Source organism: Micromonospora sp. NBC_01412, assembly GCF_045040215.1.
GTDB lineage: Bacteria > Actinomycetota > Actinomycetes > Mycobacteriales > Micromonosporaceae > Micromonospora > Micromonospora rubida.
In genome coordinates, this window is sequence record NZ_CP109528.1 from 109,073 (window position 1) to 133,519 (window position 24,447).

Annotated in this window: 25 protein-coding genes and 5 pseudogenes; 10 read left to right on the forward strand and 20 right to left on the reverse strand. The window is 67.0% G+C overall.

Annotated features, from left to right (window positions below):
• Nucleotides 1-46: 46 nt before the first annotated feature.
• Nucleotides 47-1,051, reverse strand: coding sequence for a glucose-6-phosphate dehydrogenase (coenzyme-F420) (gene fgd, locus OG617_RS00490; protein ID WP_405097702.1), 1,005 nt, complete (start codon nucleotides 1,049-1,051; stop codon nucleotides 47-49).
• An 88-nt stretch (nucleotides 1,052-1,139) separates the two neighbouring features.
• Here fgd (OG617_RS00490) and OG617_RS00495 point away from each other — a divergent pair, with 88 nt between their 5' ends.
• Nucleotides 1,140-1,268: a hypothetical protein gene (locus tag OG617_RS00495; protein ID WP_405097704.1), complete on the forward strand. Its 129-nt coding sequence runs from the start codon at nucleotides 1,140-1,142 to the stop codon at nucleotides 1,266-1,268.
• A gap of 156 nt (nucleotides 1,269-1,424) precedes the next feature.
• On the opposite strand, the gene OG617_RS00500 is transcribed toward OG617_RS00495, so the two are convergent.
• Together OG617_RS00500 and OG617_RS00505 are read right to left on the reverse strand one after the other, a co-directional pair.
• Nucleotides 1,425-2,189 carry an alpha/beta hydrolase gene (locus OG617_RS00500; RefSeq protein ID WP_405097706.1) on the reverse strand — a complete coding sequence of 255 codons (765 nt, stop codon included), beginning with the start codon at nucleotides 2,187-2,189 and terminating at the stop codon, nucleotides 1,425-1,427.
• Between the two features lie 201 nt (nucleotides 2,190-2,390).
• The gene (locus tag OG617_RS00505; RefSeq protein ID WP_405097708.1) at nucleotides 2,391-3,209 is read right to left on the reverse strand and encodes an LLM class flavin-dependent oxidoreductase; all 819 of its coding nucleotides are present in this window, start codon (nucleotides 3,207-3,209) and stop codon (nucleotides 2,391-2,393) included.
• Nucleotides 3,210-3,655: 446 nt separating this feature from the next.
• Here OG617_RS00505 and OG617_RS00510 point away from each other — a divergent pair, with 446 nt between their 5' ends.
• Together OG617_RS00510 and infA (OG617_RS00515) are read left to right on the forward strand one after the other, a co-directional pair.
• Nucleotides 3,656-4,447, forward strand: coding sequence for a GNAT family N-acetyltransferase (locus tag OG617_RS00510; RefSeq protein WP_405097710.1), 792 nt, complete (start codon nucleotides 3,656-3,658; stop codon nucleotides 4,445-4,447).
• Nucleotides 4,444-4,668 (forward strand): translation initiation factor IF-1, encoded by a 225-nt coding sequence (infA, locus tag OG617_RS00515; protein WP_387026654.1) that lies wholly within the window; start codon nucleotides 4,444-4,446, stop codon nucleotides 4,666-4,668. Before OG617_RS00510 ends, infA (OG617_RS00515) begins: the two co-directional genes overlap by 4 nt.
• A 110-nt stretch (nucleotides 4,669-4,778) precedes the next feature.
• On the opposite strand, the pseudogene OG617_RS00520 reads toward infA (OG617_RS00515), so the two are convergent.
• The 4 genes and pseudogenes from OG617_RS00520 to OG617_RS00535 form a co-directional block, all read right to left on the reverse strand.
• Nucleotides 4,779-5,041, reverse strand: a pseudogene (locus tag OG617_RS00520) (IS110 family transposase); the annotation flags it as partial.
• A complete protein-coding gene (locus OG617_RS00525; RefSeq protein ID WP_405104127.1) occupies nucleotides 4,957-5,313 on the reverse strand; it encodes a hypothetical protein in 357 nt (118 codons plus the stop codon). The gene OG617_RS00525 and the pseudogene OG617_RS00520, both read right to left, overlap by 85 nt.
• A 148-nt stretch (nucleotides 5,314-5,461) precedes the next feature.
• Nucleotides 5,462-5,632 (reverse strand): hypothetical protein, encoded by a 171-nt coding sequence (locus OG617_RS00530; RefSeq protein WP_405097713.1) that lies wholly within the window; start codon nucleotides 5,630-5,632, stop codon nucleotides 5,462-5,464.
• Between the two features lie 48 nt (nucleotides 5,633-5,680).
• Nucleotides 5,681-6,022, reverse strand: coding sequence for a transposase (locus OG617_RS00535; RefSeq protein WP_405097715.1), 342 nt, complete (start codon nucleotides 6,020-6,022; stop codon nucleotides 5,681-5,683).
• Between the two features lie 389 nt (nucleotides 6,023-6,411).
• On the opposite strand from OG617_RS00535, the pseudogene OG617_RS00540 reads away from it, so the two are divergent.
• Nucleotides 6,412-6,718 (forward strand): annotated as a pseudogene (locus OG617_RS00540) (transposase); the annotation flags it as partial.
• Between the two features lie 209 nt (nucleotides 6,719-6,927).
• On the opposite strand, the gene OG617_RS00545 reads toward OG617_RS00540, so the two are convergent.
• Entirely contained in the window at nucleotides 6,928-7,161 is a 234-nt protein-coding gene (locus tag OG617_RS00545) for a hypothetical protein (protein ID WP_405104128.1), read from the reverse strand.
• A 2-nt stretch (nucleotides 7,162-7,163) separates the two neighbouring features.
• A pseudogene (locus OG617_RS00550) lies at nucleotides 7,164-7,574 on the reverse strand (type II 3-dehydroquinate dehydratase).
• A gap of 616 nt (nucleotides 7,575-8,190) precedes the next feature.
• On the opposite strand from OG617_RS00550, the gene OG617_RS00555 reads away from it, so the two are divergent.
• Nucleotides 8,191-9,291, forward strand: a complete 1,101-nt coding sequence (locus OG617_RS00555; RefSeq protein WP_405097717.1) for a LuxR C-terminal-related transcriptional regulator — start codon at nucleotides 8,191-8,193, stop codon at nucleotides 9,289-9,291.
• Here the strand turns inward: OG617_RS00555 and OG617_RS00560 are convergent.
• From OG617_RS00560 to OG617_RS00570, 3 genes and pseudogenes are all read right to left on the reverse strand, one after another.
• A pseudogene (locus tag OG617_RS00560) lies at nucleotides 9,288-10,132 on the reverse strand (IS630 family transposase); the annotation flags it as partial. The gene OG617_RS00555 and the pseudogene OG617_RS00560 sit on opposite strands and share 4 nt — an antisense overlap.
• 183 nt (nucleotides 10,133-10,315) lie before the next feature.
• Nucleotides 10,316-10,627 carry a hypothetical protein gene (locus OG617_RS00565; protein WP_405097719.1) on the reverse strand — a complete coding sequence of 104 codons (312 nt, stop codon included), beginning with the start codon at nucleotides 10,625-10,627 and terminating at the stop codon, nucleotides 10,316-10,318.
• Between the two features lie 129 nt (nucleotides 10,628-10,756).
• Nucleotides 10,757-11,569, reverse strand: a complete 813-nt coding sequence (locus tag OG617_RS00570) for an NAD(P)H-binding protein (protein WP_405097721.1) — start codon at nucleotides 11,567-11,569, stop codon at nucleotides 10,757-10,759.
• A gap of 294 nt (nucleotides 11,570-11,863) precedes the next feature.
• Here OG617_RS00570 and OG617_RS00575 point away from each other — a divergent pair, with 294 nt between their 5' ends.
• Nucleotides 11,864-13,006 (forward strand): hypothetical protein, encoded by a 1,143-nt coding sequence (locus OG617_RS00575; protein ID WP_405097723.1) that lies wholly within the window; start codon nucleotides 11,864-11,866, stop codon nucleotides 13,004-13,006.
• Here the strand turns inward: OG617_RS00575 and OG617_RS00580 are convergent.
• The 6 genes and pseudogenes from OG617_RS00580 to OG617_RS00605 form a co-directional block, all read right to left on the reverse strand.
• Nucleotides 12,948-13,226 carry a beta-ketoacyl synthase N-terminal-like domain-containing protein gene (locus tag OG617_RS00580; RefSeq protein WP_405104052.1) on the reverse strand — a complete coding sequence of 93 codons (279 nt, stop codon included), beginning with the start codon at nucleotides 13,224-13,226 and terminating at the stop codon, nucleotides 12,948-12,950. The two genes, OG617_RS00575 and OG617_RS00580, sit on opposite strands and share 59 nt — an antisense overlap.
• Nucleotides 13,227-13,405: 179 nt before the next feature.
• Nucleotides 13,406-14,044: an NADPH-dependent FMN reductase gene (locus OG617_RS00585; protein ID WP_405097725.1), complete on the reverse strand. Its 639-nt coding sequence runs from the start codon at nucleotides 14,042-14,044 to the stop codon at nucleotides 13,406-13,408.
• 298 nt (nucleotides 14,045-14,342) lie between these two features.
• Nucleotides 14,343-15,416, reverse strand: a complete 1,074-nt coding sequence (locus tag OG617_RS00590) for an NADPH:quinone reductase (RefSeq protein WP_405104053.1) — start codon at nucleotides 15,414-15,416, stop codon at nucleotides 14,343-14,345.
• 51 nt (nucleotides 15,417-15,467) lie between these two features.
• A complete protein-coding gene (locus OG617_RS00595; RefSeq protein ID WP_405097727.1) occupies nucleotides 15,468-16,670 on the reverse strand; it encodes a cytochrome P450 in 1,203 nt (400 codons plus the stop codon).
• Between the two features lie 144 nt (nucleotides 16,671-16,814).
• Nucleotides 16,815-17,379, reverse strand: a pseudogene (locus OG617_RS00600) (helix-turn-helix domain-containing protein).
• 40 nt (nucleotides 17,380-17,419) lie between these two features.
• A complete protein-coding gene (locus OG617_RS00605; protein ID WP_405097717.1) occupies nucleotides 17,420-18,520 on the reverse strand; it encodes a LuxR C-terminal-related transcriptional regulator in 1,101 nt (366 codons plus the stop codon).
• Nucleotides 18,521-19,175: 655 nt separating this feature from the next.
• On the opposite strand from OG617_RS00605, the gene OG617_RS00610 reads away from it, so the two are divergent.
• Nucleotides 19,176-19,481, forward strand: coding sequence for a type II 3-dehydroquinate dehydratase (locus OG617_RS00610; protein WP_405097729.1), 306 nt, complete (start codon nucleotides 19,176-19,178; stop codon nucleotides 19,479-19,481).
• A 34-nt stretch (nucleotides 19,482-19,515) separates the two neighbouring features.
• On the forward strand, nucleotides 19,516-19,749 hold the full coding sequence (locus tag OG617_RS00615) for a hypothetical protein (RefSeq protein WP_405097731.1): 234 nt from the start codon (nucleotides 19,516-19,518) through the stop codon (nucleotides 19,747-19,749).
• Nucleotides 19,750-20,230: 481 nt separating this feature from the next.
• Here the strand turns inward: OG617_RS00615 and infA (OG617_RS00620) are convergent, their stop codons facing one another.
• Entirely contained in the window at nucleotides 20,231-20,455 is a 225-nt protein-coding gene (gene infA, locus OG617_RS00620) for a translation initiation factor IF-1 (protein WP_387026654.1), read from the reverse strand.
• Nucleotides 20,452-21,243, reverse strand: a complete 792-nt coding sequence (locus OG617_RS00625) for a GNAT family N-acetyltransferase (RefSeq protein WP_405097710.1) — start codon at nucleotides 21,241-21,243, stop codon at nucleotides 20,452-20,454. The genes infA (OG617_RS00620) and OG617_RS00625 overlap by 4 nt, the downstream gene beginning before the upstream one ends.
• Before the next feature lie 812 nt (nucleotides 21,244-22,055).
• On the opposite strand from OG617_RS00625, the gene OG617_RS00630 reads away from it, so the two are divergent.
• Both OG617_RS00630 and fgd (OG617_RS00635) read left to right on the forward strand, forming a co-directional pair.
• Nucleotides 22,056-22,892 carry an IS5 family transposase gene (locus OG617_RS00630; protein WP_405097733.1) on the forward strand — a complete coding sequence of 279 codons (837 nt, stop codon included), beginning with the start codon at nucleotides 22,056-22,058 and terminating at the stop codon, nucleotides 22,890-22,892.
• A gap of 155 nt (nucleotides 22,893-23,047) precedes the next feature.
• Nucleotides 23,048-24,052 (forward strand): glucose-6-phosphate dehydrogenase (coenzyme-F420), encoded by a 1,005-nt coding sequence (gene fgd / locus OG617_RS00635; RefSeq protein WP_405097702.1) that lies wholly within the window; start codon nucleotides 23,048-23,050, stop codon nucleotides 24,050-24,052.
• Nucleotides 24,053-24,447 lie beyond the last annotated feature (395 nt).

Below are 24,447 nucleotides of genomic sequence, written 5' to 3' on the forward strand. Positions count from 1 at the left end.
CTCGTGCTCGTGCTCGCGGGTGTCGGGGTGGGGTGGTGGTGGGTGGTTAGCCGAGGGTGCGTAGGCCGGGGAGGACCTGTTGGGCGAAGGTGCTGAGGAAGCGTTCCTGGTCGTGTCCGGGGCCGTGGAAGACGAGGTGGTTGAATCCGGCGTCGATGTACTGTCTGATTTGGGTGATGGCGTCGTCTGGGGTGGAGGCGACGATCCAGCGTTTGGCGACCTGGTCGATGGGTAGTTCGTTGGCGGCTTTTTCCATCTCGACGGGGTCTGCGAAGCTGGCCTTCTGTTCGGGGCTGAGTGACAGTGGCGCCCAGAATCGGCAGTTTTCCAGTGCCCGGGCTGGGTCCGGGTCGTAGGAGAGCTTGATCTCGATCATCCTGTCGATGGTGTTGTGGGCGCGGTTTTCCTGGTCGGCGCCTGCTTCGACGGCTGGCAGGAGCTTTTCGGTGTACAGTTCCATGCCTTTGCCGCTGGTGCAGATGAAGCCGTCGCCTTTGCGGCCGACGTATTTGGCCATGACGGGGCCGCCGGCGGCGATGTAGATGGGGACGGGCACGTCGGGTCGGTCGTAGATGGACACGCTGGTGGTCTGGTAGTACTGCCCCTCGAATGTGACGCGGTCTTCGGTCCACAGTCGGCGGATTAGGTCCACGGCTTCGCGTAGGCGGGCGAACCGTTCTTTGAAGTCGGGCCAGGTGATGCGTGCGACCGCGACTTCGTTGAGGGCCTCACCGCTGCCGATGCCGAGTGCGATCCGGCCGGGGTACAGCAGTCCGAGGGTGGCGAACGCGTGTGCCACCACGGCAGGGTTGTACCGGAATGTGGCGGTCAGCACGCTGGTGCCGAGTTGGACCCGTTCGGTGCGTTCCCCGACGGCGGCGAGCCAGGACAGGGAGAATGGTGCGTGTCCGCCGTCGTGCCGCCACGGCTGCAGGTGATCGCTGATCCAGACGCTGTCCAGGCCGTGGCCTTCCGCGCTGACCGCGTACTCGACGAGCTCGCGCGGGCCGAACTGCTCGGCCGACGCCTTGTAACCGATCTTCAGTGTCATGCTCCCATTGATAGGCCACATTGAGAGGGATCCTCATCCCCCGGCCTGACGGTTGGCGGTGCCAACACGCCGTAGCAACGGATCCACCATGGGCGTCGGCGATGGCGTCGAGGCTGCCGGTGTAGCTGATCTGGCACAGGCTGGACGCGTCGGCGACCGCCCGCAGGACGACGCCCGATGGAAGGTCAGCGGCGCGGTGATCAACAGGTCCGCCTGACCGCGTCGCGATCCGGATCGACATCGAATCGGCGCCTACTCCTCGCGGGCGAACCGCGCGGCAGGGACGGCGGCCGACCGGTAAGCCATGACGCTGCCTGACCCGGGCCGCGGTAGCGGCGCCCGATGGGCAGACCGGACGCCGCTGCCACTCACCTCAGACCGGTGAGGTGAGCACCCCGCCAAGATGCCGGGCGAAGAACCGGGCCGCGCTGTCGACCTCGAACCTGGGCACTTCATGGTGCTTGCCCGCGTTGGCGTGCAACGTCTTCTCCGTCGAGGCGAAGGCGTCGAACAGCGCTAGGGCGGCCTCGCGCGGGATGTCCTCGTCGTCCCACTGCATGTCGAACTCGATCGGGACGGTGATCTGCTTCGCCTTCTCCGCCAGGTCATCGGGCCAGTGCAGGCCGAAGACCGCGGCCGTGATCCTGGGCTCGACCGCCACCAGCGGCACCCCGATCGCGGTGCCCAGGTTGATGCCGAAGTAGCCCACCGGCCCGTCCGCGCCGATCTCCGCAAGCTCCTGAAGCGCGTCCAGGGTCGCCCGCCACTCCGGCACGGCCAGCTCCGCCAGATACCCGCTGTAGCGCCGGGCACCCGGACCTTCCGGCTCACCCGCCGCCCTCGCCGCCGCCAACGCGGCGACCTCCTGCTCGTCGTGCGCCGTGCGCGGCCGGTCGCCGTGACCGGGCGCGTCGATGACGGCGACGTGAAAGCCGCAACCAGCCACGAAGCTCTGCGCCCGGCCCGCCATCGCCGGATGCCTCTTGTGGTTGCCCCCACCGTGGCCCATCAGCACCAGCGGTGCCCTATCGGCGCCGGAGGCCGGCGACCAGAGAACGCCCGGCACCTGGCCCATGACGAAGTCGCGCTCCACCACGCCCTTCGACGACGACTCGGCGGTGAACTGCAGAGAATGCATAGGTGTTGCCTTTCGAGAGATCAGCGCTCTGTCACCGGCGCGGGCCACGGCGCCGGTGTCCTCGCGGACCTGATCCCGACCGATGTTGTTCGTCCGCAACCCGTCCAATGTCCACCACGCTCCCGCCGAAGGCCCTCCGGCGACGACTGCCGCGCCGACGCCCTCGCGGCGGTCCGGCGAGAGCCCTGGTAGTCCGCGTGACTAGGTGAGAAGCTCGACCACCGGGGCGAACTTATCGATGAACACAGCGTTCACGGTGAAGGAGGAGAAGCCGAGGGTCTCGCGGCGGCGCCGCAGCTCGTCGGCCATCTCCTGCGGGCTCCCGCGCAGGATGTTCAGCGAGTCGTGCTCGATGAGCGTCTTCATGTCGGTCCGCAGGAGACGCGGAACCCAAGGCGGTGCCTCGTCGCCGATGACGTAGATCGGGGAGACGAACTCGAGCTCCTCGGCCCGGTCCCCGGCCTGCTTGCGCACCTCCGCGACCCGCTCGGCCATCTCTTCCCGGGCGGTGAACGGGCTCGCGGCGAGCGTGACCAGGTCGGCCTTGGCGGCGGCCAGGGCACGGGCCTTGGGACCGCCGGCGGCGATGAGCACCGGGGTGTGCGCGTCTCCGTCGAGGGCGCGCAGTTCGTCGATCGTCTTCTCCACCTGCGCCAGGCGTTCCTTGGCCGGCGGCGCCTGGAGGCCGAGCAGCTTATTCGCGTCCTCGAGGACGAAAGGCCGGCCCGTCCCGATGCCGAGGTCGAATCGCCCGCCGCTCAGCGCCGACAGCGTGTGGGACTCCCATGCCGCCATGCGCGGCAAGCGCAGCGGGCCGGCGAGCACCCACGTTCCCACCCGCAGCGTCGTGGTCGCCCCGGCCGCGAGGGCGAGGGCGGGGAACGGCGCCGGCGCAGTCAGGACGTCGGCCATGAGCAGGGTGGTGAACCCGAGGTCTTCGGCCTGCCTGGCCACGCCTAGCCACTGCTTCGCGTCCTTTGGCTCCGAAATCACGGAGAACTTGAACGGCTGGTCGGTCATGGGCGAAACCCTGTCCTTTCGTAGAGCGGGCCCCATCGGGCACCGGGGCCGCCCCCGATCGCGGGCGGGGCAGACACCGGATCCGGAGCTCGGATCAGCTCCGGCGCGTACGCGTGGGGAGAACCCGCGAAACCCTCTCGGCCCGCATTCAGCAGGTTAAAAGCGGCTGTGCCGGTCCGACATCCCTCAGCTTGGTAGACGCCTCGACGCCACCGCTGGACCCGACGCCGCCGGGCCGGGCAGGCATCCCGTCGGCACCGCATAAGTGTTTGCGGGGTGCTGCGTTCTGCTGCTATTGTCGTTGCTGGCCGTGAATTCGTTGTAGGGAGGTGAGACCCGTGAACGTAAACACCCATGGGTGCTCCCTGAGTCCGTCACGGTCCGGCGGCTGACGTTCGGTGTCGCCAGGAGCGCCTGAGGTCGAGGCATTCCTGGAAGGAACTCTGATGGACATGAAGCCTTTGATATCTGGCCTGAGTGAGAACGCGGTGGTGATCACGCGTGTCGCGGACAGGCAATGGCATGCGCTGCATGACAGCTTGGTGGTCGGTCGTACGTATGCGGAGCACCGGCCTGATGGTCGTTTGTTCGTCAGCATCGATGCCTGGCATGACGCCACCTTCGATCAGCTTGCCGAGGTGATGCTGGCGGAGTTGCCGGCGCCGCTGTACACGGTGGTCGACGAGGCCGACGTCGAGCTGACGGCCTGCTGGCGGCGGGCCGGTTTCGCGGTCCGGCGCCGTGAGTGGGAGTACGACGTGCCGACGGACCCGCAGGTCACCGGGCTCGAAGAAGTCTTACTGCCTTCGGGTGTGACGATCGTGCCCGCCGGTCAGGCGGATGAGGGCCTGTTGCGGGCGGTGGACCGCGCGATCCGTGACGAAGTCGAGGCGGCCGTCGGATGGCAGTCGATGCCTGCGGAGGTGATTCCCCTGCCTGAGGGCGATACCATCGGCGACCCGTCGAAGTACGTCGTGGCCGCAGCGCCGGACCGTTACCTGGGTCTGATCCGGGTGGTGACGGAGGATCGGCCGCGCATCGGGCTGGTCGCGGTCCGGGCCGGCGAGCAACGCCGCGGCATCGCGCGGGCGTTGCTGGCCCACACGCTGGAGACGCTGCACCGCTCCGGGTTCGCCGCGACCTGGGCCGAAGTCCAGGAGTCCAACCAGGCGGCCTCGGCGCTGTTCGAGGGCATCGGGGCCCGGCCGGTGAGCAGTAACCTGGAGCTGATCCGATGACGAGGACCAGGAAAGGCGTCGAAGTCGAGGGCAGGGTCGTCGAGTGCCTGCGCAGTGGCATGTTCACCGTGGAGCTCGAGAACGGCTACCGGGTGCTCACGCACATCAGCGGTAAGATCCGCCAGAACTTCATCAAGATCTATCTGGAAGACCGGGTGCTGGTCGAGCTCACGCCGTACGACCTGACGCGCGGCCGGATCGTGTTCCGGTACCGGAACTAGCTCAGCGACGGTCGACACCTTCCGCGGTAGCTGATCCTGGATCCCCGGTCACGGCATTTCCGTGACCGGGGGCCCGATTGTCAGCTCCGCCTGATTCTCAATACTGTTTGTCAAGCGGCAAGGGCGGTCAGGGGTTGCCCTTCCTCGTAGGGTCGGTCGTCGCGCAGCATCGCCCAGAGCACGTTCACGCGGCGCCGGGCGAGAGCAAGGACGGCTGGCCGTGGCGTTTGCCCCGAGCTCGTTTGCGCTGGTAGCGGGACTTTGAAGCGGGGCTGCGCTGGATGCTGATCAGGGCTGATGTGTAGAAGACGCGTTGGAGTTGGCGGTTGTATCGCTTCGGGCCGTGGAGGTTGCCGACGCGTCGACCGGAGTCGCCGTGGTGTAGGTCCGGAACAGCACCGACAGTCGAGGTTCGCCGTCTGCCACCATCGGCTTCCACCGTGGGCTGACCGTGCCTTGTGGGCAGGTCACGGTCTCGGCTCGCCAGTCGACGTGGAAGTCTTCCTTGGCGAAGCCTGGCCGTTCGACGGCACGCGGGCCCTGGCGGACCGGCCCGATGATCGTTATCCCATGAGCCATCGACGCCCGGTGCACCGTTTCGGGTGTGACATAGCCACTGTCCAGGAGATGCTCCGCCAGCGCCATGCCGCCACCGCACCTGTCCTGACTCGTCGTACCAGTACTGCTGGACCCAGACCTGACGCAACACCTCGACAGCGGCCACCCCCGGCCCGACCGCAGGGGCCGCCGGCCCGTAGACGGCCCGCAGCAAGGCAATGCCGTCCGCGTCGATCTACTCCACATACTGACGCACCGCAACCGCCCCGGTCGGCTGCCGCTCGTGACGCACCGACCGGCCGTACCGCTGCGCCCACTCCACGGGCATGACACCGGCCAGCCGCACCTCATCCACCTTTGCCGGGGCCGTCAGCGCGGCGCGCATCGTCTCCGCGACCAACTCCACCCGGCTCAGCCGGCGAGCCGCCGCGAGGACATGCGTAGAGTCGGTGCGCTACCGGCCCCGCGCCCGCACCAACCCCGCCCGCGCGAGCCGATCGACCAGCACCGCGAGCAGTCGATCCGCCCGGTCGCACTCGGCAAGCCGGTCCCGGAACTCGCTGAGCACCGAATGATCGAACCCCGGCTCGGTCAACTCCATCCTCAACGCGTACTTCCAGTCGATGCGACACGCCACCGCCCGCGCCGCCTGCCGATCGGTGCGGTTCTCCGCGTACTGCAACACCGACACCAACGTCAACCGAGCAGGCGACACCCCACGACGGCCGTACGCCGGAAACCAATCGACGAAGTCGTCGTCAACGAACAGGTCCTGCAACCGATCACGCATCGCCATCGCAGGCGTGCCCTTCGGGCTCGCCGCCCACGCCACCGAGCCGCCTCCACCGGCACAACCGAACCCGAACCTCGCCCCATCGCCATCCCGCTACGTCAACATCAACACCCTGCCAGCTCTGGCAACGACGCACCCCGAGCCGATCACGCAACCAAGATCACCAACAGCATCCAAAATGTGTGCCAGAGCCACGATTGAGGCGGCGTTGACACCGATGATGGCTCGCGCGGCTGCGGCGGAGGCGATCTTCCGTCGGCCCGGATGACACGCAGCGTGATATCTGATCTACTCGATGTAGATGATTGACACTGCCCTGTACGCCTAAGACCACAGCCTCACCGCCGACAGAAAACTCGGCGTCGCTCACGACAAGTTCCTGGCGCTCAACACACGGCCTTGGATGCTCCCGCGGCGGCTGAACCACCAAGCTGCACCTGGCCTGCGAACAAGGCCGCAGGGTCCTGGCCGTCGTCATCACCGCCGGGCAATGCGGCGACAGCCCGCAGTTCCCCGTCGTGCTGGAGGCCATCCGGGGTCCGCGCACCGGCCGAGGCCGGCCAACGCGCCTGCCCGGACCGAGTGCTGGCCGACAAGGCCTACTCCTCCAAGGCCAACCGCGATTTGCTACGACGACGTGGCATCCGCGCCACCATCCCGATCAAGACCGACCAAGCCGCCCACCGCCGCAAACGCGGCCGAATCTGCTTCCGCTATCGCCCGCGATCAGAAACGGGTGTCGGCGTCTGGCCCTCGAGCCGGACGCCGATCACGTTCATCACTTGCCGAGCCGGCGGAACGGGCATGCGTTCGGACGGCGAAGCGACGGCACCGTCCGGGCTGGCCCTGGGGAACCGGCCCGGACGGCCGCATTGCTCAGGCTTCGGTGTGAGGCTCGGTCCGCGCTGCTATTCGGCGGCGTCGTCGACCAGCCACAGACCGTCGATGTCCACCTCGAAGCGCGGAGAGAAAAGGACCCGGCGATGCGGGTCGTCGACGCCTGAGTGAACCGGCATATTGAACAGATAAAGTGCCGGTACGTCACAGCAGGCGAATTGCGCCGCCGCATACCAGGCATCCGAGTGAAGCAGTGCGGCGAGCCCGGCCCACCGGCGAAAAAGGTCTCTGAGCCAGAACCTCACTATTATTTCCTTCGCTTTCCGGGAATCGCGTATGCCCATTCGCCACCGTCGAGCAGATGCAGAAGGGCACGGGCGGCCAGCCGGTAGCCGAGAGAGCCAAGGCCCACGACGACGCCTTGCGCCAGCGGAGCCAGCACAGACTCGCCAAGGCGTCCCGCAGGCTCCAGCCCGCGATCATGAGGGCGCCCGGATTGACGATCTCGCCGGCCGTCGAAAAACGGTGCGCGTGCCCGGCCCGGATCAGATCGACCTTGCTCTCGCTCTGAACGTCGATCACCTTTCAGCCCGCTGCGGCGACCTCGTCGTTCACGGCCGCGACGATGTCGCCTAGCGTGTCGCTGCCGTAGATCTCCGGCTCCCGGTTCCCCGAGAATTCCGAGGTTCGGTCCGTTCAGCAGCAGTACCTCGGTCATCGGGCGCCTCTCGATGCGCCGAGCGCGGATGGCGCCGGGCATGTGCACTATCGTGGCAACCGCCCGTGGCGACGACAACTACCCGGTCTGACAGTGTCCGACTCCTATCTCGCCGCGATCCTATCGACGACGAAAATCACCGAGCGTCACCACCTATTTGATCACCGCCTGGCGCCAACAACCGCGCCACCTGGCCAATGACTCGCGGGACCCCATCGACCTACCCCGTCAAACTTGGTAGAAATCATTCTTGTCAATACGAGTCGAAGTTCGCCTTGACATGCCACAGTCATGCGGTATCGTCGTCCATGACTGCGGGGGCGATCATCGATATATGGCATGGCTTGGCCCTCTAAGATTGTTTTTGGGTCCGTGGAGGCAATTCGGGAATCGGGTCGCGCACGATACCTCAAAATGTGCTTGAAGACTTCGGGGAGTTCGATTGGGCATTATGGGTCTAGCTGCGTCAGGTCTCTCAACTCACAATTGCATCAATCTTGAAATCTTGCATACGGCCGGTTCGGTCTGGCTTGAGGGTGATGTCGTCTCCGCCATCTCTTTGGCCGAGGCGGCGGCGACGGCCAGGTGTCGACGGGGTAGTGAGTGCTGCACGGCGTTGGCGAGTCTGCAGCTCGCGCTGTTGTTGACGAACCTTCGGCGTATCGATGAGGCCCGGCATGCGGTGCGCCAAGCCGCTTTGGCGGTCGACGATCCCGCCATCAACGCGGTGACGGCACTGGTCAAAGCCAAGATCGCGCTCTGTGACGGCCGTATCGACGAGGCCGGGAACCTGTGTGACACGGGAATGCTTGTGGCGAACGATCCGCGTTACGCGTCGTGGGCTCCGATCGGGAACATGGTCCGCGCGATCACCGCGATGCGGCGTGGTGAACTCGCCACGATGATCCATCATGCCAATCAGCTCAAAGAGGACGTGCTTTTCGGCCGGGATCCCTTTCCCTGGGCCTCGCCCGCTTGGCTCGTCGTCCAGATCATCGAGGCGGAGAAGGGCTGGGAGGTCGCCGTACCGCTCGCCCGCGCGCTCCTCGAGTCCGAGGCGTCGACCCGGGGTTTCCTGTTGTCCGAGCCCACGGCGGCGTCGTTCGTCGTGCGTATCCTGCTGCGGGCGGGCGACTGGGAAACCGCCCAGCGTGTCCGGCGTTGCGCGGTGGCGCTCGCCGCGGAGAACCCGGAGATCCACGCCATCGCGGCCGCCGCCCTGCACCTCGAGGCACTGCTCGAGAAGGACGTCAACCTGCTCCAACAGGCCGTCGCCTCCGGCTGCGACACGTGGACCCGCGCCTCGGTGAACGAGGACATCGGCGATCTCCTGTCCGAGAGCTCCGAAGAGTTCCGGCAGGTATGCGCGCACTACGAGACGGCCATGCGCTCCTACGCGGACGCGGGTTCCCCGCGCGACTCGTCTCGGGTCCGCAGCAAGTTGCGGCGCCACGACACGTCCAAGGCCGCGGCGAGGTTCTGGCCCAGCAGCCGGATCCCCGCGCTGACCGACACCGAATACGCGGTGGCCGAACTGGTGGCGGGAGGACTCACGAACGCCGAGGTCGCCGGCAAGATGTTCCTGTCTCGCCACACCGTCGCCTTCCACCTCCGCAAGATCTTCCAGAAGGTGGGCGCCAAGTCACGCATCGAGCTCGCGGTCATGTGGAAACAACTGGTCGGGCGGGAAAGCCTAGACATCTCGTGCCACTTCTAGTGCCCTGCGCCGTTGACGGCGGGTGCAGCAGCGGGCGATGGATTTGACGATCTGGCCGGTGGCTTGGTCCACACGGAGGGCTTCGGATCGTTGTTCCAGGTCTCGATCCAGTCGCGGATGTCGTTGTTGAGGGCACGAACCGAGCGGTGGGTGCCGCGTTCCAGTTTCTTGGTGGTCAGTTCGCCGAACCAGCGTTCGACGAGGTTGAGCCAGGAACTACTGGTCGGGTGAAGTCCAGGACGAAGCGCGGGTGTGCGGCCAGCCATCGTTTGATTGCCGGGGTTTGTGGGTGGAGGCGTTGTCCAGCACCACGTGCACGTCCAGGTCGGCGGGGGCCTCACGATCAAGGGTGATCAGGAACTTCTTGAACTCGATCGCCCGGTACCGGCCGTGCAGCGAGCCGATCACTTCGCCGGTGGCCAGATTCAAAGCCGCGTACAGGCTGGAGGCGCCGGCACGCACGTAGTCATGACTCGCCCGGGCCGGTGTGCCGGGCAACATCGGCAGCACCGGGGTGGTGCGTTGCAGGGCTTGGGTCTGCGAGCTCTCGTCCACGCAGAGCACGACGGCGCGTTCGGGCGGGTCGGGGTAGAGGTTCGGTGTGGTCTACACCGTAGTGGTGATGACACGTTCCGCGTCGGCGTCGGCCATCGTGCGGGGCCGGCCCGGCCGCGGCTCGTCCAGCAACCCGTCGAGCCGATCGGCGGCGAACCGGTAACGCCACTTCCCCACCGGGTGACGGGCGATCCGGAGCTGCTGCGCGATCTGGCTGTTCGACTCACCAGCGGTGTCCGCACACGCCAGCACGATCCCGCGAGCGCAACGCCACAGCCTGTGCGCTGCACGAGGCGCCCGGGTCGGTGATCACGTAGCCGATCTCGAACGGGCCGAACAGCGCCGGCGCGCCCTCCGCTGCGTCGACGACCACGCCACCACCCACGCCGGTGCCCACGCCGAGGTAGAGGACGCGGCCGCCGCCGCCCGCGTCGGCCTCAGCCAGCGCGGCCGGATCACCGTCGGCGGCTCACCCCATCGGCGCGCCGCCGAACAGCTCGCCGAAGGCGCGCCGGATGTCCAGCCTCGCCCACTCCGGACGGTTCGGCCAGGCCGAGACGACCCCGGTCCGGGCCGACCGTCGCCGGCAGGGCCACCCCCGACCGAACGGAACCTGGCCGGCAGCCGCGGGGCCAGTCGCGCGACCTTTCGCGAGCGGGACGGCGATTCGGTCCCGGATCTCGTCGAGCAGGCGGTCGTACTCGATGCCGACCGGTTCGGCCGGCACGGCGATCTCCCACACCCTGCGGTCGCGGACCAGGGTGGTGCCGGGCCGCTGCACGCGATCGGGGCTGAATCCGAAGGTGCAGCGCAGCGTTGCCGTGCCGGTGACCTGCGGTGATGTGCGCGCGGTCGTTGAGTTACGCAGGGGCGGGATGCGGTTTCCTTCGGTTCGCGCGCGGGTGGGCAGTCAGCTGAAGTCTTTGACGTGGTCCTCGGCCCACTGCCGGAACGAGCGGGCCGGCACCCCGGTGATCTCCTCGATGGTGGACGTCACGATGCTTGGAGCCGCCAGGAGCTCGGTCATGGTCCGGATGAAGGATTCCGGCAGCCTCGGCTCGACGTCCTCCGGAGCCAACTCGACGACATCGATCGGCCGCCCGATCACCGCTCCGATCGTCTCGATGTACTCCTGCTGCGTCAAGGCTTGCGGTCCGGTCAGCCAGTACCCCTGCCCCTCGTGCCCGGCGCCGGTCAGGACGCGGACCGCCACGTCGGCGATGTCGCGTTCGTGGATCGACGCGGTGCGCACTTGCAGGAACGGAATACGCAACACCTCCCCGGACCGGATCCCCGGAGCCCAGCGGAGCTGCCTGCTGGCGAACGTGGTCGGGCGGAGGAAGGTCCACGCGATTGCGGACTCCTGCAACGCCTCCTCCACCACGGCATGCATCTGCGCGCTCCGGCTGTGCCGGGTGGCCGGTTCGACCACGGAAGCCGACGACAGCAACACGATGTGTTCCACCCCGGCCGCCCGCGCCGCGCTGACGAACTCGGCGAGGCCCTCCTGGTTGGCGTACAGGAAGACCTTCTTGATGCCGTCGAGCGCCGCCGGCAAGGTCGCCGGCTCGTCCAGGTCGAGGCGGACCATCTCGACAGCGTCCGGCAAATCGCAGGCTCCCGGCGTCCGGCTGGTTCCCCGGGCCGAGATTCCGGCGGACAGAAGCCCATCCACCACATGGCTGCCCACACCGCCGTACGCGCCGATGACAAGAACGGACATGGCTCCTCCAAAGGGTTTGCGGGTCGACGTTCGGGCGAATCGCCGCCAACCCACAGTGCCATCGGCGCACCAAATGCCGCCGGATCACCAACATCGCCGCCGGCAACCGCCCGCCCAACCGGCTCGGCAATATTCAACGACTTTGCCCGGGCCCTGGCCATCCCCCGCCTTGGTAAAGCGGCGACTTACGCGCCGAATGCCACTACCAACGTCGGGGATAGTGCGCGGCGCGCGCCGGACCTAGCGTCCGAGGAGGGTCGAGCACAAAGTTCTGCGTCAGCTTGGAGAACCTGGATGAGTGACAATGAGTCGGTCCTGTTGGAGGCCTACCAGCGGTTCCAGGAGACGGGACCGGAGTGGGGCGGCCACCACCTCAGCAACCACGGCCCGATGGCCGTCGAGGCCATGATCCGGCACGGGCACGCCGACTCCGTGCATCGCTGGATCGACAACTACACGCAACGTCTGGAAGAACCGCCGCGCGGGCTCGTCCCGGTCACCGAGGACGACTGGCGGGAGGCCCTCGGCGACTTGAAGCGGGTGGCGGACTGGACGACCCTGTTCCACCGCGAGGTCGCCGAGCACCCCTGGCGGGAAGTGCTGGCGACGTGGTGGCCGCGGCTGCTGCCCGGCATCGCCGGCGGCACGGCGCACGGCGCGATCCGGGTCGGGCACGTGGTCCACTCGTTGCTGGCGGCCGAAGCGGATCCCCTCTCGGAGCCGCGATCCGCCGACAGCTCCGACAACCCGTACGTGGTCGAGCTCGCCAACGCCCTGGGCTACTGGGCCGCGTGCTGGACGCCGGTGGCCGGCGACCCCTCCCGCCGCCCCGGGTCGCTGAGGCCGGCCGACGCCTTGGCCGCCGTGCCGCCTGTCGCCGACCAGGAGAAGGGCGTTCCCTACCGGCTCAGCCAGCTCCCGACCACCGACGGTTGGCAATCGGCACTCGGCGCGCTGCAGGCCGTGGACGATCCCGAGCAGGTGCCCACGCTGTTGACCCAGCTGATCGACGCCACGGTCTTCCACTACCTGAGCTATGGCCACGGCCACGCGGTCATGCTGGTCCACGCTTCGACGGCGCCGACCGCGGTCCTCCGCGTGCTGCCGGCCCTGCCGCGCGAGCTGTGGGTACCGAGCGTGGACGTCGCGTGGCAGGCGAGCGCCGCCTTGACCGCCGCGTGCACACCCCAGCACGCCGCCGATCGCGCGGACCTCGCCGTCCACACCGACGGCGCCACGATGGTCGAGGACACCATGCCCCGTGCGGTCGAGCACGGGGACGAACACGTCATCAAGTTCGCCGACACCGCCGTGGACGTCTTCGCGCGTACCGGAGACCGGGACGCGCTCGCGGCGTCGAGCCGGTGCGTGGCGCTGATCACCCTCGCCGAGGCCAAAGGACGTGCGCGGTTCGACGGCCGCACACCCCCCAAGTAGTAACCGTGTCCACGGTGATCGCCGGTCCCCGTAGGCCGAGCAGGTAGGAGATCCGGCCGGCAGCGACGCTGCCCGCGGTTCCGGTCGTCTGGAAGGCTTCGAGCTCTTCGGGCACCGGCCGCGGGGGCTGACCGAGCGGGGCGCTGCGGTGCTGCCGGCGGCCGGGAGGTAGAGCAGTCAGCTCTCGAGTGTCTCCACGCTGCCTGCGCAGGCAGATCATCACCCGGTCGCCACGCCGCACACCGAGGCCCACCAGATGCCCCGCGCCGGCCGCCGGGTCCGTGTTTCCAGTTTCGCCGTACGTGACCGCCCGCTTGTCGTCCTCGAAGGCGACCTTCTCGCCGAAGCTGTCCGCGTGCTCCCGCAACACCAGGTGCGTACGGTCGTGTCGGGGCTCGGCTAGCCGTTCTGCGCTCGGCCGGCGGCGAAGTAGGCGCGCAGCGGAGCCACGCCGTGCACGCCGGCGCCCGCGTCGACCGCGGCGGCCAGCGCGTTCAGCTGGACCGTGGCGATGCGCACGGCGACCGGGTCGGCGAGGGTGGGAACGAGCCGACCGTGCTCTTCGTCCTTCACGTCGACGAGCTTGCCCTCCGCCTCGGTGAGCACCACCCACGGCCCGCTGATCACGTGCGCGTGGCAGTCGTGCAGCACCCGGCCCAGATCGGTCAGCGCGTTGCGGCCCAGGCCGCGCCCGGGGGTGGCCACCATGGTCAGCACGCTCTTGCCGTGCAGCGCGGCGTTCATGATGGGGCGGGAGGCCCAGTCGACCGCGTTCTTGACCACACCCGGGATCGAGCTGTTGTACTCCGGTGTGGCGATGATCAGACCGTCGGCCTCGCGGATGGCGTTGCGCCACCGGGCAACCGGGGCCGGGGCGCCCTGCCGGGTGTCGAGGTCCTGGTTGTACAGCGGCAGCTCGCCGAGCCCGTCGAAGAGGTCGATCTCCATCCCCGCCGGGGCCAACGGCTGGACGGCCGCCAGGAGCCGGGTGTTGAACGACTCCTGGCGAAGCGATCCGGAAACGCCGAGAATTCGCACCTCGCCACACTCGCATTCATTTCGCAACGGTCTACTGGTTCGATGGTGGCAAGCCATGCGACTTGCCCGAGCTGAGAGGCGCAGCTCCCCCGAACGGTGTGGGAATCCCACCACCCGAGAGACACCGCCGAGCCGAACATAGCAGCCGTGACGACGCCTACGGCTCAGTCCACGTTGGCCGCGATGCGGGCGAAGTCATCGAGTGCCGGCGATCAGGCCGGCGTCGAACCCAGGTCCCACAGCAGCCACAGGAACAGCCCACATCACCGGGGATTCCTCACTCTGACTGCTCAGGGGCTCACTCACCGATGTCGACGAGGACCTTGCCCACGATGCCGGCCTGCACGGCGTCCTGCGCATCGCCGGTCCGGTGAAGTGGGAACCGGTGGAGCGGCAGCCCGGCCGCTTCTCCCGCGGTGATCGCTCCCGCGGCCGCCGCGTCGGTGATGTCGGCCGCCGCGAGGTCCTTGTCGGCCGCGGGCATCGTCATCACCATCACGAACTGGAAGCGCAGGTTCCGCCCGATAGCCTTCCGCGTCGGAAACGTCAGCTCACTGGTGCCCTCGGTCCCGTACGCGGCGACGGTACCGTCCGTGGCGAGGACCTCCATGGCGGTGCCGATGTTCGCGGTCGCCGCCACCTCGACGATCAAGTCCACCCCACCCGGGGCCAGCGCACGGATGTCCTCCACCACGGTGTCCGACCGGTAGTCGACAGTGTGCGCCGCACCGGCGGCCAGGGCCAGCTTCGCCTTCTCCGGACTGCTGACCGTCGCGATCACGGACGCCCCGGCCCAGGTTCCGAGCTGGATCGCGGCCTGCCCCACGCCTCCCGCGCCGCCGGCAACGAGCACGGTGCACCCCTCCAGCGCGCCCGGACCCAGCCGGCGCGGACCGTGCTGCCCGGCGAGCAGACAGCGGTGCGCGGCCACCGCCCGCAGCCCCAAACTCGCGCCGACCTCGAAGGACACGTTCGCGGGCAACGGCACCGCATTGCGGGACGGAACGATGGTGTACTCCGCGGCCGTGCCATGAGGACGCTTGTACGCCGCCTCCCAGACCCACACCCGCTGCCCGACCCTTCCCGGATCGACACCCTCCCCCACGGCGTCGACCACACCGCCGCCGTCGTGATGCGGCACCACCTCGGGGAACATCAAGGGGCCGCCCCGGTGACCGAACTCCCGGGCCTTCCAATCGGAATGGTTCACCCCGGATATCACGACACGGACCCGGACTTCACCAGGACCCGGCTCCGGCACCGGCCGGTCGACGAGTTCCAGAACATCACGGCCGCCGGTCGACGAATACACGATCGCCTTCATGCCGAAAACGTATCCATCGTTCTCCCTGCCTGACAATAGATCCGGCACCAAACCGTCAACTCGACGGATGCGCCGAGAGGAGGAATCACCTGCGACCGCTCAGTACCTGCGAACTTCGATGGGCAGCTTGTTGACGCCGATCATCGTCCAGGGATTGCGCAGGTTGACCGGGACGTCATCGCGCACGCGGATGTCGCTGTAGCGCTCCAGCATGAGGCGCATCGCGATCTTCGTCTCCAGCCGCGCCAGTGGTGCGCCCAGACAATGATGGATGCCCTTGCCGAACGCCAGGTGTGGATTGGGCTTGCGGAGGATGTCGAACCGGCCCGGGTCGGCGAAGACGCGGTCGTCGCGGTTCGCAGTGGTCAGCCACACCAGGACGATCGCACCGGCCGGGATCTTCTGGCCGCCGATCTCGGTGTCCTTCGTCACCCGCCGAGCCGAACGCGGGAACGGCGGCCGGAAGCGCACCGACTCCTCGATCGCGGCCGGGATCAGCGCCGGATCGGCCCGAAGCTGGTCCCACACATGGGGGTTCTCGTCCAGCGCGAGAACCGTGTTGCCCAGGGCGGCGGTTGTGGTGTGGTGGCCGGCGACCAGCAGGTTGAGGAAACCGAGGGCCTCCTCTTCGTCCAGCCGCACCCCGTCGACCTCGACCGCCATGAGCCTCCCGGCCAGGTCGTCACCGGGGTTCTTGCGGCGGGCGCGGAGGATCTCCAGTAGGTACTGGTTCAACTCACGCAGCAGCGGAGCGACGTTGTTCACCGCGCTTTCCCCTTGGTCGTCCAGCGACCCATCCGGCTCGTAGCTCTGCACCTCGACGAAGGTGTCGGACAGCTTCCGGAGGAACGCGCGGTCGGTGTCGGGGATGCCGAGCAGCTCAGTCATGACCATGAACGGCAACGGGTAGCCCAGCTCTGCGATGAAGTCCCACTGGTCGCCGCCGGCATCGGCGGCATCGAGCAGCTGCGTGGTCATCTCGACGATGCGCGGCTCCAGGTCGGCGATCATCTTCGGGGTGAACGCCTTGCTGACCATGCCGCGCAGCCGGCGGTGCTCCGGATCGTCCGTTCGGAGGAAGTTGCCCTTGTTGGACAGGTCGAAGTCTTCCTGTTTCGGCGCCAGCGGGGCGACCTCGGAGGAGAAGGTCACCGGGTCGGTCTGCACCTGCTGGGTGTCGTGGTAACCAAGCACGTGCCACGCCTGCACTTTCTCGTCGAAATGCACGTCGCCACGCGCTCGCAACCCGTCGAGATAGGCGAGAAAATTGGACAATGTCCGTTCGGACTGGGTCACACCCATGAAAGCTCACTTCTTTCATACGGCCGGGTACCGCGATGCTCAGCGGACACGGTACTTCCGGACCGCAGTGCCCTGGCATCCCACACACTGCTAGTGTCCTGCGCCGGAAATTCGCCGACAAAATCGTGCGAGTGATTCGAGGATCTATTCGGCTGTCTTGGTCCAGATGAACGGGCGTGGGTTGCTGTTCCAGTCAGCGTTCCGCGCCCGGATGTCAGCTTCGAGGGACTGCACGCTCTTGTGGGCGCCGCGGCGGATCCTCTGGTTGGTGAGGTAGCCGAACCAGCGTTCGACCTGGTTGATCCAGGACGAGCCGGTCGGGGTGAGGTGCATGTGGAACCGGGGATGCTTCGCTACGCGATCAGTGGGTGGCGTTACGCGGGGTCCGCTCCAGCGTCGTCACCACCACGTCCTCGGCCCGGTCGAGGCTGGTCGACGACGGGCGGCCTGGGCGCTGCTCGTTCATCAGCCCGTCCAGCCTCAGCTTCAGGAACGGCCGCCGCCACTTGCCCACCGTGGACACGTGGACTCCGAGATCTCTTGCGACGTCGGTGTTCGACGCGCCTTCAGCACAGGCCAGGACGATCCGCGAACGCATCGCCAGGACCTGCGACGACTTCGCCCGCCGTGACCACCGCGTCAACGTCGCCCGCTCTTCGTCGGTCAGCGTCAGCGGCGCAGTGGGGACGCCGGGTTCTTGGCATCCCACCACCCTACCCACTTACCAGGCGAATTTCCGGCGCAGGGCACTAGAAGTGGCACGAGATGTCTAGGCTTTCCCGCCCGACCAGTTGTTTCCACATGACCGCGAGCTCGATGCGTGACTTGGCGCCCACCTTCTGGAAGATCTTGCGGAGGTGGAAGGCGACGGTGTGGCGAGACAGGAACATCTTGCCGGCGACCTCGGCGTTCGTGAGTCCTCCCGCCACCAGTTCGGCCACCGCGTATTCGGTGTCGGTCAGCGCGGGGATCCGGCTGCTGGGCCAGAACCTCGCCGCGGCCTTGGACGTGTCGTGGCGCCGCAACTTGCTGCGGACCCGAGACGAGTCGCGCGGGGAACCCGCGTCCGCGTAGGAGCGCATGGCCGTCTCGTAGTGCGCGCATACCTGCCGGAACTCTTCGGAGCTCTCGGACAGGAGATCGCCGATGTCCTCGTTCACCGAGGCGCGGGTCCACGTGTCGCAGCCGGAGGCGACGGCCTGTTGGAGCAGGTTGACGTCCTTCTCGAGCAGTGCCTCGAGGTGCAGGGCGGCGGCCGCGATGGCGTGGATCTCCGGGTTCTCCGCGGCGAGCGCCACCGCGCAACGCCGGACACGCTGGGCGGTTTCCCAGTCGCCCGCCCGCAGCAGGATACGCACGACGAACGACGCCGCCGTGGGCTCGGACAACAGGAAACCCCGGGTCGACGCCTCGGACTCGAGGAGCGCGCGGGCGAGCGGTACGGCGACCTCCCAGCCCTTCTCCGCCTCGATGATCTGGACGACGAGCCAAGCGGGCGAGGCCCAGGGAAAGGGATCCCGGCCGAAAAGCACGTCCTCTTTGAGCTGATTGGCATGATGGATCATCGTGGCGAGTTCACCACGCCGCATCGCGGTGATCGCGCGGACCATGTTCCCGATCGGAGCCCACGACGCGTAACGCGGATCGTTCGCCACAAGCATTCCCGTGTCACACAGGTTCCCGGCCTCGTCGATACGGCCGTCACAGAGCGCGATCTTGGCTTTGACCAGTGCCGTCACCGCGTTGATGGCGGGATCGTCGACCGCCAAAGCGGCTTGGCGCACCGCATGCCGGGCCTCATCGATACGCCGAAGGTTCGTCAACAACAGCGCGAGCTGCAGACTCGCCAACGCCGTGCAGCACTCACTACCCCGTCGACACCTGGCCGTCGCCGCCGCCTCGGCCAAAGAGATGGCGGAGACGACATCACCCTCAAGCCAGACCGAACCGGCCGTATGCAAGATTTCAAGATTGATGCAATTGTGAGTTGAGAGACCTGACGCAGCTAGACCCATAATGCCCAATCGAACTCCCCGAAGTCTTCAAGCACATTTTGAGGTATCGTGCGCGACCCGATTCCCGAATTGCCTCCACGGACCCAAAAACAATCTTAGAGGGCCAAGCCATGCCATATATCGATGATCGCCCCCGCAGTCATGGACGACGATACCGCGCGACTGTGGCATGTCAAGGCGAACTTCGGTTCGTATTGATGACTCTGATTTCTGTCAGATCTGACGGGTATGGGCCGATCGGGTGGCGCAGTTGTTGGCGACGGGCGGCGATCAAAAACCGCCAAGTGGGCGAAATTCACAAATGAACGAAAGCTGACCGATATGATGCGAATATCGGATTTGTGCAGACTCGATCATGTGCGGGACCGGGATCACGACGAGACCGGAGCTGGACACTGTCAAGCCGGGTAGTTGTCGTCGTCACCGAGGGGTTGCCACGATAGCGCACAAGGCCGGCGCCATCCGCGCTGGGCACATCGAGAGGCGCCCGATGCCCGGGATACTGCTGCTGAACGGACCGGACCTCGGAATTCTCGCCGACCGGGAACCAGAGGACCACGGCAGGGACACGCGGGGCGACATCGTCGCGGCGGTGAACGTGATCGCCGTCCGGAGCGGGAGTGAGGCCAGCCTCATCCGGGCCGGGCACGCACACCGCTTCTCGGCGGCCGGCGCGATCGTCGATCCGGGCGCCCTGGTGATCGCGGACCGCGAGCCTGCAGGACGCCTGGGCGCGCGAGTAATTCCGTCACCGGTTTGTGCCGGCCCCGCGTATCCGCTCGGCGGTGGCGAGTAGTCCTCCCCGATTTCCGGAAAGCGAAGGAAAAATGGTGGGGTTCTGGTTCAAAGAACTTTTTCGTCGGTGGGCAGAGCATGCCGCACTGCTTCACCCGGATGCCCCGAACGCGGCGGCGCAATTCACCTGCTACGCCGTACCGGCCTGCTATGTGTTCGCTGTGCCGGTTCCCCTGGGCGTCGACGACCCGCATCGCCGGGTCCTTTTCTCTCCGCGCTTCGAGGTGGACATCGACGGTCTGTGGCTGGTCGACGACGCCGCCGAATAGCAGCGCGGACCGAGCCTCACACCGAAGCCTGAGCAATGCGGCCGTCCGGGCCGGTTCCCCAGGGCCAGCCCGGACGGTGCCGTCGCTTCGCCGTCCGAACGCATGCCCGTTCCGCCGGCTCGGCAAGTGATGAACGTGATCGGCGTCCGGCTCGAGGGCCAGACGCCGACACCCGTTTCTGATCGCGGGCGATAGCGGAAGCGGATTCGGCCGCGCGCGCCGTCCCACATCATGAGCGCACCGCCGCTGGCTGGTTTCGGTCCAGGCTGTCCAACCCCGCCTGTACCGAACCCGTCGAGATTTCAGGGCGGTGTCAGGCCTCTGCATCGAGCAGAGCAGCGATCACGCTGCGTCACCTAGGGGTCGACGAGAAAACGCCTCCGCCACAGCCGTGCAAGCCATCATCGGGCCCCCGGTCACGGAAATGCCGTGACCGGGGATCCAGGATCAGCTACCGCGGAAGGTGTCGACCGTCGCTGAGCTAGTTCCGGTACCGGAACACGATCCGGCCGCGCGTCAGGTCGTACGGCGTGAGCTCGACCAGCACCCGGTCTTCCAGATAGATCTTGATGAAGTTCTGGCGGATCTTACCGCTGATGTGCGTGAGCACCCGGTAGCCGTTCTCGAGCTCCACGGTGAACATGCCACTGCGCAGGCACTCGACGACCCTGCCCTCGACTTCGACGCCTTTCCTGGTCCTCGTCATCGGATCAGCTCCAGGTTACTGCTCACCGGCCGGGCCCCGATGCCCTCGAACAGCGCCGAGGCCGCCTGGTTGGACTCCTGGACTTCGGCCCAGGTCGCGGCGAACCCGGAGCGGTGCAGCGTCTCCAGCGTGTGGGCCAGCAACGCCCGCGCGATGCCGCGGCGTTGCTCGCCGGCCCGGACCGCGACCAGCCCGATGCGCGGCCGATCCTCCGTCACCACCCGGATCAGACCCAGGTAACGGTCCGGCGCTGCGGCCACGACGTACTTCGACGGGTCGCCGATGGTATCGCCCTCAGGCAGGGGAATCACCTCCGCAGGCATCGACTGCCATCCGACGGCCGCCTCGACTTCGTCACGGATCGCGCGGTCCACCGCCCGCAACAGGCCCTCATCCGCCTGACCGGCGGGCACGATCGTCACACCCGAAGGCAGTAAGACTTCTTCGAGCCCGGTGACCTGCGGGTCCGTCGGCACGTCGTACTCCCACTCACGGCGCCGGACCGCGAAACCGGCCCGCCGCCAGCAGGCCGTCAGCTCGACGTCGGCCTCGTCGACCACCGTGTACAGCGGCGCCGGCAACTCCGCCAGCATCACCTCGGCAAGCTGATCGAAGGTGGCGTCATGCCAGGCATCGATGCTGACGAACAAACGACCATCAGGCCGGTGCTCCGCATACGTACGACCGACCACCAAGCTGTCATGCAGCGCATGCCATTGCCTGTCCGCGACACGCGTGATCACCACCGCGTTCTCACTCAGGCCAGATATCAAAGGCTTCATGTCCATCAGAGTTCCTTCCAGGAATGCCTCGACCTCAGGCGCTCCTGGCGACACCGAACGTCAGCCGCCGGACCGTGACGGACTCAGGGAGCACCCATGGGTGTTTACGTTCACGGGTCTCACCTCCCTACAACGAATTCACGGCCAGCAACGACAATAGCAGCAGAACGCAGCACCCCGCAAACACTTATGCCGGGTGCCACGCACTTACAGGATGAGAGGAAGCGGCCGTGCTTCATAGCCCGCCACGGCCCGGTTCCCGGCCGTAAGCGATGCCCGGAACCGGGAATGCCCTGCTGACGGGATGTCTGCCCTGCCCGGCGATGCCGGATCCGGCGGTGTTCATCGCCGCGGTCGCGCGGCAACGGGGCGCTGGAGCGGCTGCGGGAGTTCGGTCCCGACGACGCCGTGCGGGTCGTGCAGGCCGAGTCCTCGCGGCATCCTCATCGACACCGTCGCCGGCAGGCCCGCGAAGGCCCGCGGGTGCTGACCTGACACCGTGGCCGAGAGCACCAGCCTGCCAGCCCCAACTCGACGCCATCGCCGACGAACTCAACGACCGGCCCGGCGCCGTCCTCGGCTACCACACCGCCTGACTGGACGTTTGTTTCACCTTCGCGCCAGTAGAGGCCGATTCACGTCTCGACCTCGGTAGCGCAAGATATCCGACCTGACCCGGAAGGAACACATTGCGCCCGACTCAATCCTGACCGGAATCAGAGCATTTCGCCCCGCGATCGTGTCTGGTTCACTTTCACCCCGACATCGACGGACATGATGTCCGTCGAGCCGACACCCGCACGCCGTACGCCTGCACCATGACCGAACGGCGAGCCTATCCGTCCGACCTGTCCGACGCCCGGTGGGCGCTGATCGCACCCCGCCTGACCGCCTGGCGGCAGGCCCGCACCGACGCCGGCGTCAGCGGCCGCGCCCCCACCCACGACCTACGCGAGATCCTCAACGCCATCCTGTACGTCAACCGCACCGGCATCGCCTGGCGCTACCTGCCCCACGACTTCCCACCCCACGCCACGGTCTACGGCTACTTCGCCGCCTGGAGCAAAGAGGGCATCTTCACCGAACTGAACTACCAGCTCACCGGTCTCGTGCGCGACCACCACGGCCGCACCACCGAGCCCACCACGTCCATCATGGACAGCCAGAGCGTGAAAACCTCCACCAGCGTTCCGCTGTCCACACAGGGCACCGACGCCGGGAAGAAGATCGTCGGACGCAAACGCGGCATCATCACCGACACCCTCGGCCTGCTCCTCGCCGTCGCCGTCACCGCAGCCAGCGCCAGCGACAACACCATCGGCATGGACCTACTCGACCAAGCCACCACCACCTACCCCACCCTCACCAAAACCTGGGTCGACGCTGGATTCAAAAACCGCGTCATCGAACACGGCGCCCAACTCGGCGTCGACGTCGAAATCGTCACCAAGAACCCGGAAGCCAAAGGCTTCAGCGTGGTCAAACGCCGATGGGTCGTCGAACGCACCCTCGGCTGGCTCACGCACCACCGCCGACTCGTCCGCGACTACGAAGCCCGACCCGACAACTCCGCCAGCATGATCACCATCACAATGATCGACAACCTCGCCAAACGCCTCACCACCGAAACCACCCCAACCTGGCGACACAGCTAAACCCGCATAACCGGCAAAATACGTGAATCAGACGTCCTCTGAGAGGTTACCGCCCCTGGACGCCCATGGTGGATCCGTTGCTACGGCGTGTTGGCACCGCCAACCGTCAGGCCGGGGGATGAGGATCCCTCTCAATGTGGCCTATCAATGGGAGCATGACACTGAAGATCGGTTACAAGGCGTCGGCCGAGCAGTTCGGCCCGCGCGAGCTCGTCGAGTACGCGGTCAGCGCGGAAGGCCACGGCCTGGACAGCGTCTGGATCAGCGATCACCTGCAGCCGTGGCGGCACGACGGCGGACACGCACCATTCTCCCTGTCCTGGCTCGCCGCCGTCGGGGAACGCACCGAACGGGTCCAACTCGGCACCAGCGTGCTGACCGCCACATTCCGGTACAACCCTGCCGTGGTGGCACACGCGTTCGCCACCCTCGGACTGCTGTACCCCGGCCGGATCGCACTCGGCATCGGCAGCGGTGAGGCCCTCAACGAAGTCGCGGTCGCACGCATCACCTGGCCCGACTTCAAAGAACGGTTCGCCCGCCTACGCGAAGCCGTGGACCTAATCCGCCGACTGTGGACCGAAGACCGCGTCACATTCGAGGGGCAGTACTACCAAACCACCAGCGTGTCCATCTACGACCGACCCGACGTGCCCGTCCCCATCTACATCGCCGCCGGCGGCCCCGTCATGGCCAAATACGTCGGCCGCAAAGGCGACGGCTTCATCTGCACCAGCGGCAAAGGCATGGAACTGTACACCGAAAAGCTCCTGCCAGCCGTCGAAGCAGGCGCCGACCAGGAAAACCGCGCCCACAACACCATCGACAGGATGATCGAAATCAAGCTCTCCTACGACCCGGACCCAGCCCGGGCACTGGAAAACTGCCGATTCTGGGCGCCACTGTCACTCAGCCCCGAACAGAAAGCCAGCTTCGCAGACCCCGTCGAGATGGAAAAAGCCGCCAACGAACTACCCATCGACCAGGTCGCCAAACGCTGGATCGTCGCCTCCACCCCAGACGACGCCATCACCCAAATCAGACAGTACATCGACGCCGGATTCAACCACCTCGTCTTCCACGGCCCCGGACACGACCAGGAACGCTTCCTCAGCACCTTCGCCCAACAGGTCCTCCCCGGCCTACGCACCCTCGGCTAACCACCCACCACCACCCCACCCCGACAGCCCACCCCGACACCCACGAGCACGAGCACGAGCCCAAACCACCACGACCGAACCAAGGCACCTGACACGAACCCCCGCTCGCCGCTGCTCCTCGACGTCGACGGTCCTTATCCCCCAGGGCCCCGGAGTAGTCCGCGAATGTCTGCTTTGATGATCTTGTGACGCGTGCCCAGGTGAGGGGTGAGCACTACACCTGTGGATCATGGAGTTGTCTAGGCTTCCAGATCCGCAGGTGTCGTGCTCGCTGTGTCAGCATCGCTCATGTCTCCGGCGGGTCACGCCGCGGCTGTCTCCACCTGTGCAAGTGCCCCGCCTGATGCCCGGGGTGGCCGGGCTGGCGGGCCTGCTCGAAGGCTTCCGACACGCCC

Coding starts and splice junctions, on each gene's coding strand:
- fgd (WP_405097702.1), bottom strand. CDS start 1,051: ATGACACTGAAGATCGGTTACAAGGCGTCGGCCGAGCAGTTCGGCCCG.
- OG617_RS00495 (WP_405097704.1), top strand. CDS start 1,140: ATGGGCGTCGGCGATGGCGTCGAGGCTGCCGGTGTAGCTGATCTGGCA.
- OG617_RS00500 (WP_405097706.1), bottom strand. CDS start 2,189: ATGCATTCTCTGCAGTTCACCGCCGAGTCGTCGTCGAAGGGCGTGGTG.
- OG617_RS00505 (WP_405097708.1), bottom strand. CDS start 3,209: ATGACCGACCAGCCGTTCAAGTTCTCCGTGATTTCGGAGCCAAAGGAC.
- OG617_RS00510 (WP_405097710.1), top strand. CDS start 3,656: ATGGACATGAAGCCTTTGATATCTGGCCTGAGTGAGAACGCGGTGGTG.
- infA (WP_387026654.1), top strand. CDS start 4,444: ATGACGAGGACCAGGAAAGGCGTCGAAGTCGAGGGCAGGGTCGTCGAG.
- OG617_RS00525 (WP_405104127.1), bottom strand. CDS start 5,313: ATGGCGCTGGCGGAGCATCTCCTGGACAGTGGCTATGTCACACCCGAA.
- OG617_RS00535 (WP_405097715.1), bottom strand. CDS start 6,022: ATGGCGATGCGTGATCGGTTGCAGGACCTGTTCGTTGACGACGACTTC.
- OG617_RS00570 (WP_405097721.1), bottom strand. CDS start 11,569: ATGTCCGTTCTTGTCATCGGCGCGTACGGCGGTGTGGGCAGCCATGTG.
- OG617_RS00575 (WP_405097723.1), top strand. CDS start 11,864: ATGAGTGACAATGAGTCGGTCCTGTTGGAGGCCTACCAGCGGTTCCAG.
- OG617_RS00580 (WP_405104052.1), bottom strand. CDS start 13,226: ATGATCTGCCTGCGCAGGCAGCGTGGAGACACTCGAGAGCTGACTGCT.
- OG617_RS00595 (WP_405097727.1), bottom strand. CDS start 16,670: ATGGGTGTGACCCAGTCCGAACGGACATTGTCCAATTTTCTCGCCTAT.
- OG617_RS00610 (WP_405097729.1), top strand. CDS start 19,176: ATGCCCGGGATACTGCTGCTGAACGGACCGGACCTCGGAATTCTCGCC.
- infA (WP_387026654.1), bottom strand. CDS start 20,455: ATGACGAGGACCAGGAAAGGCGTCGAAGTCGAGGGCAGGGTCGTCGAG.
- OG617_RS00625 (WP_405097710.1), bottom strand. CDS start 21,243: ATGGACATGAAGCCTTTGATATCTGGCCTGAGTGAGAACGCGGTGGTG.
- OG617_RS00630 (WP_405097733.1), top strand. CDS start 22,056: ATGACCGAACGGCGAGCCTATCCGTCCGACCTGTCCGACGCCCGGTGG.
- fgd (WP_405097702.1), top strand. CDS start 23,048: ATGACACTGAAGATCGGTTACAAGGCGTCGGCCGAGCAGTTCGGCCCG.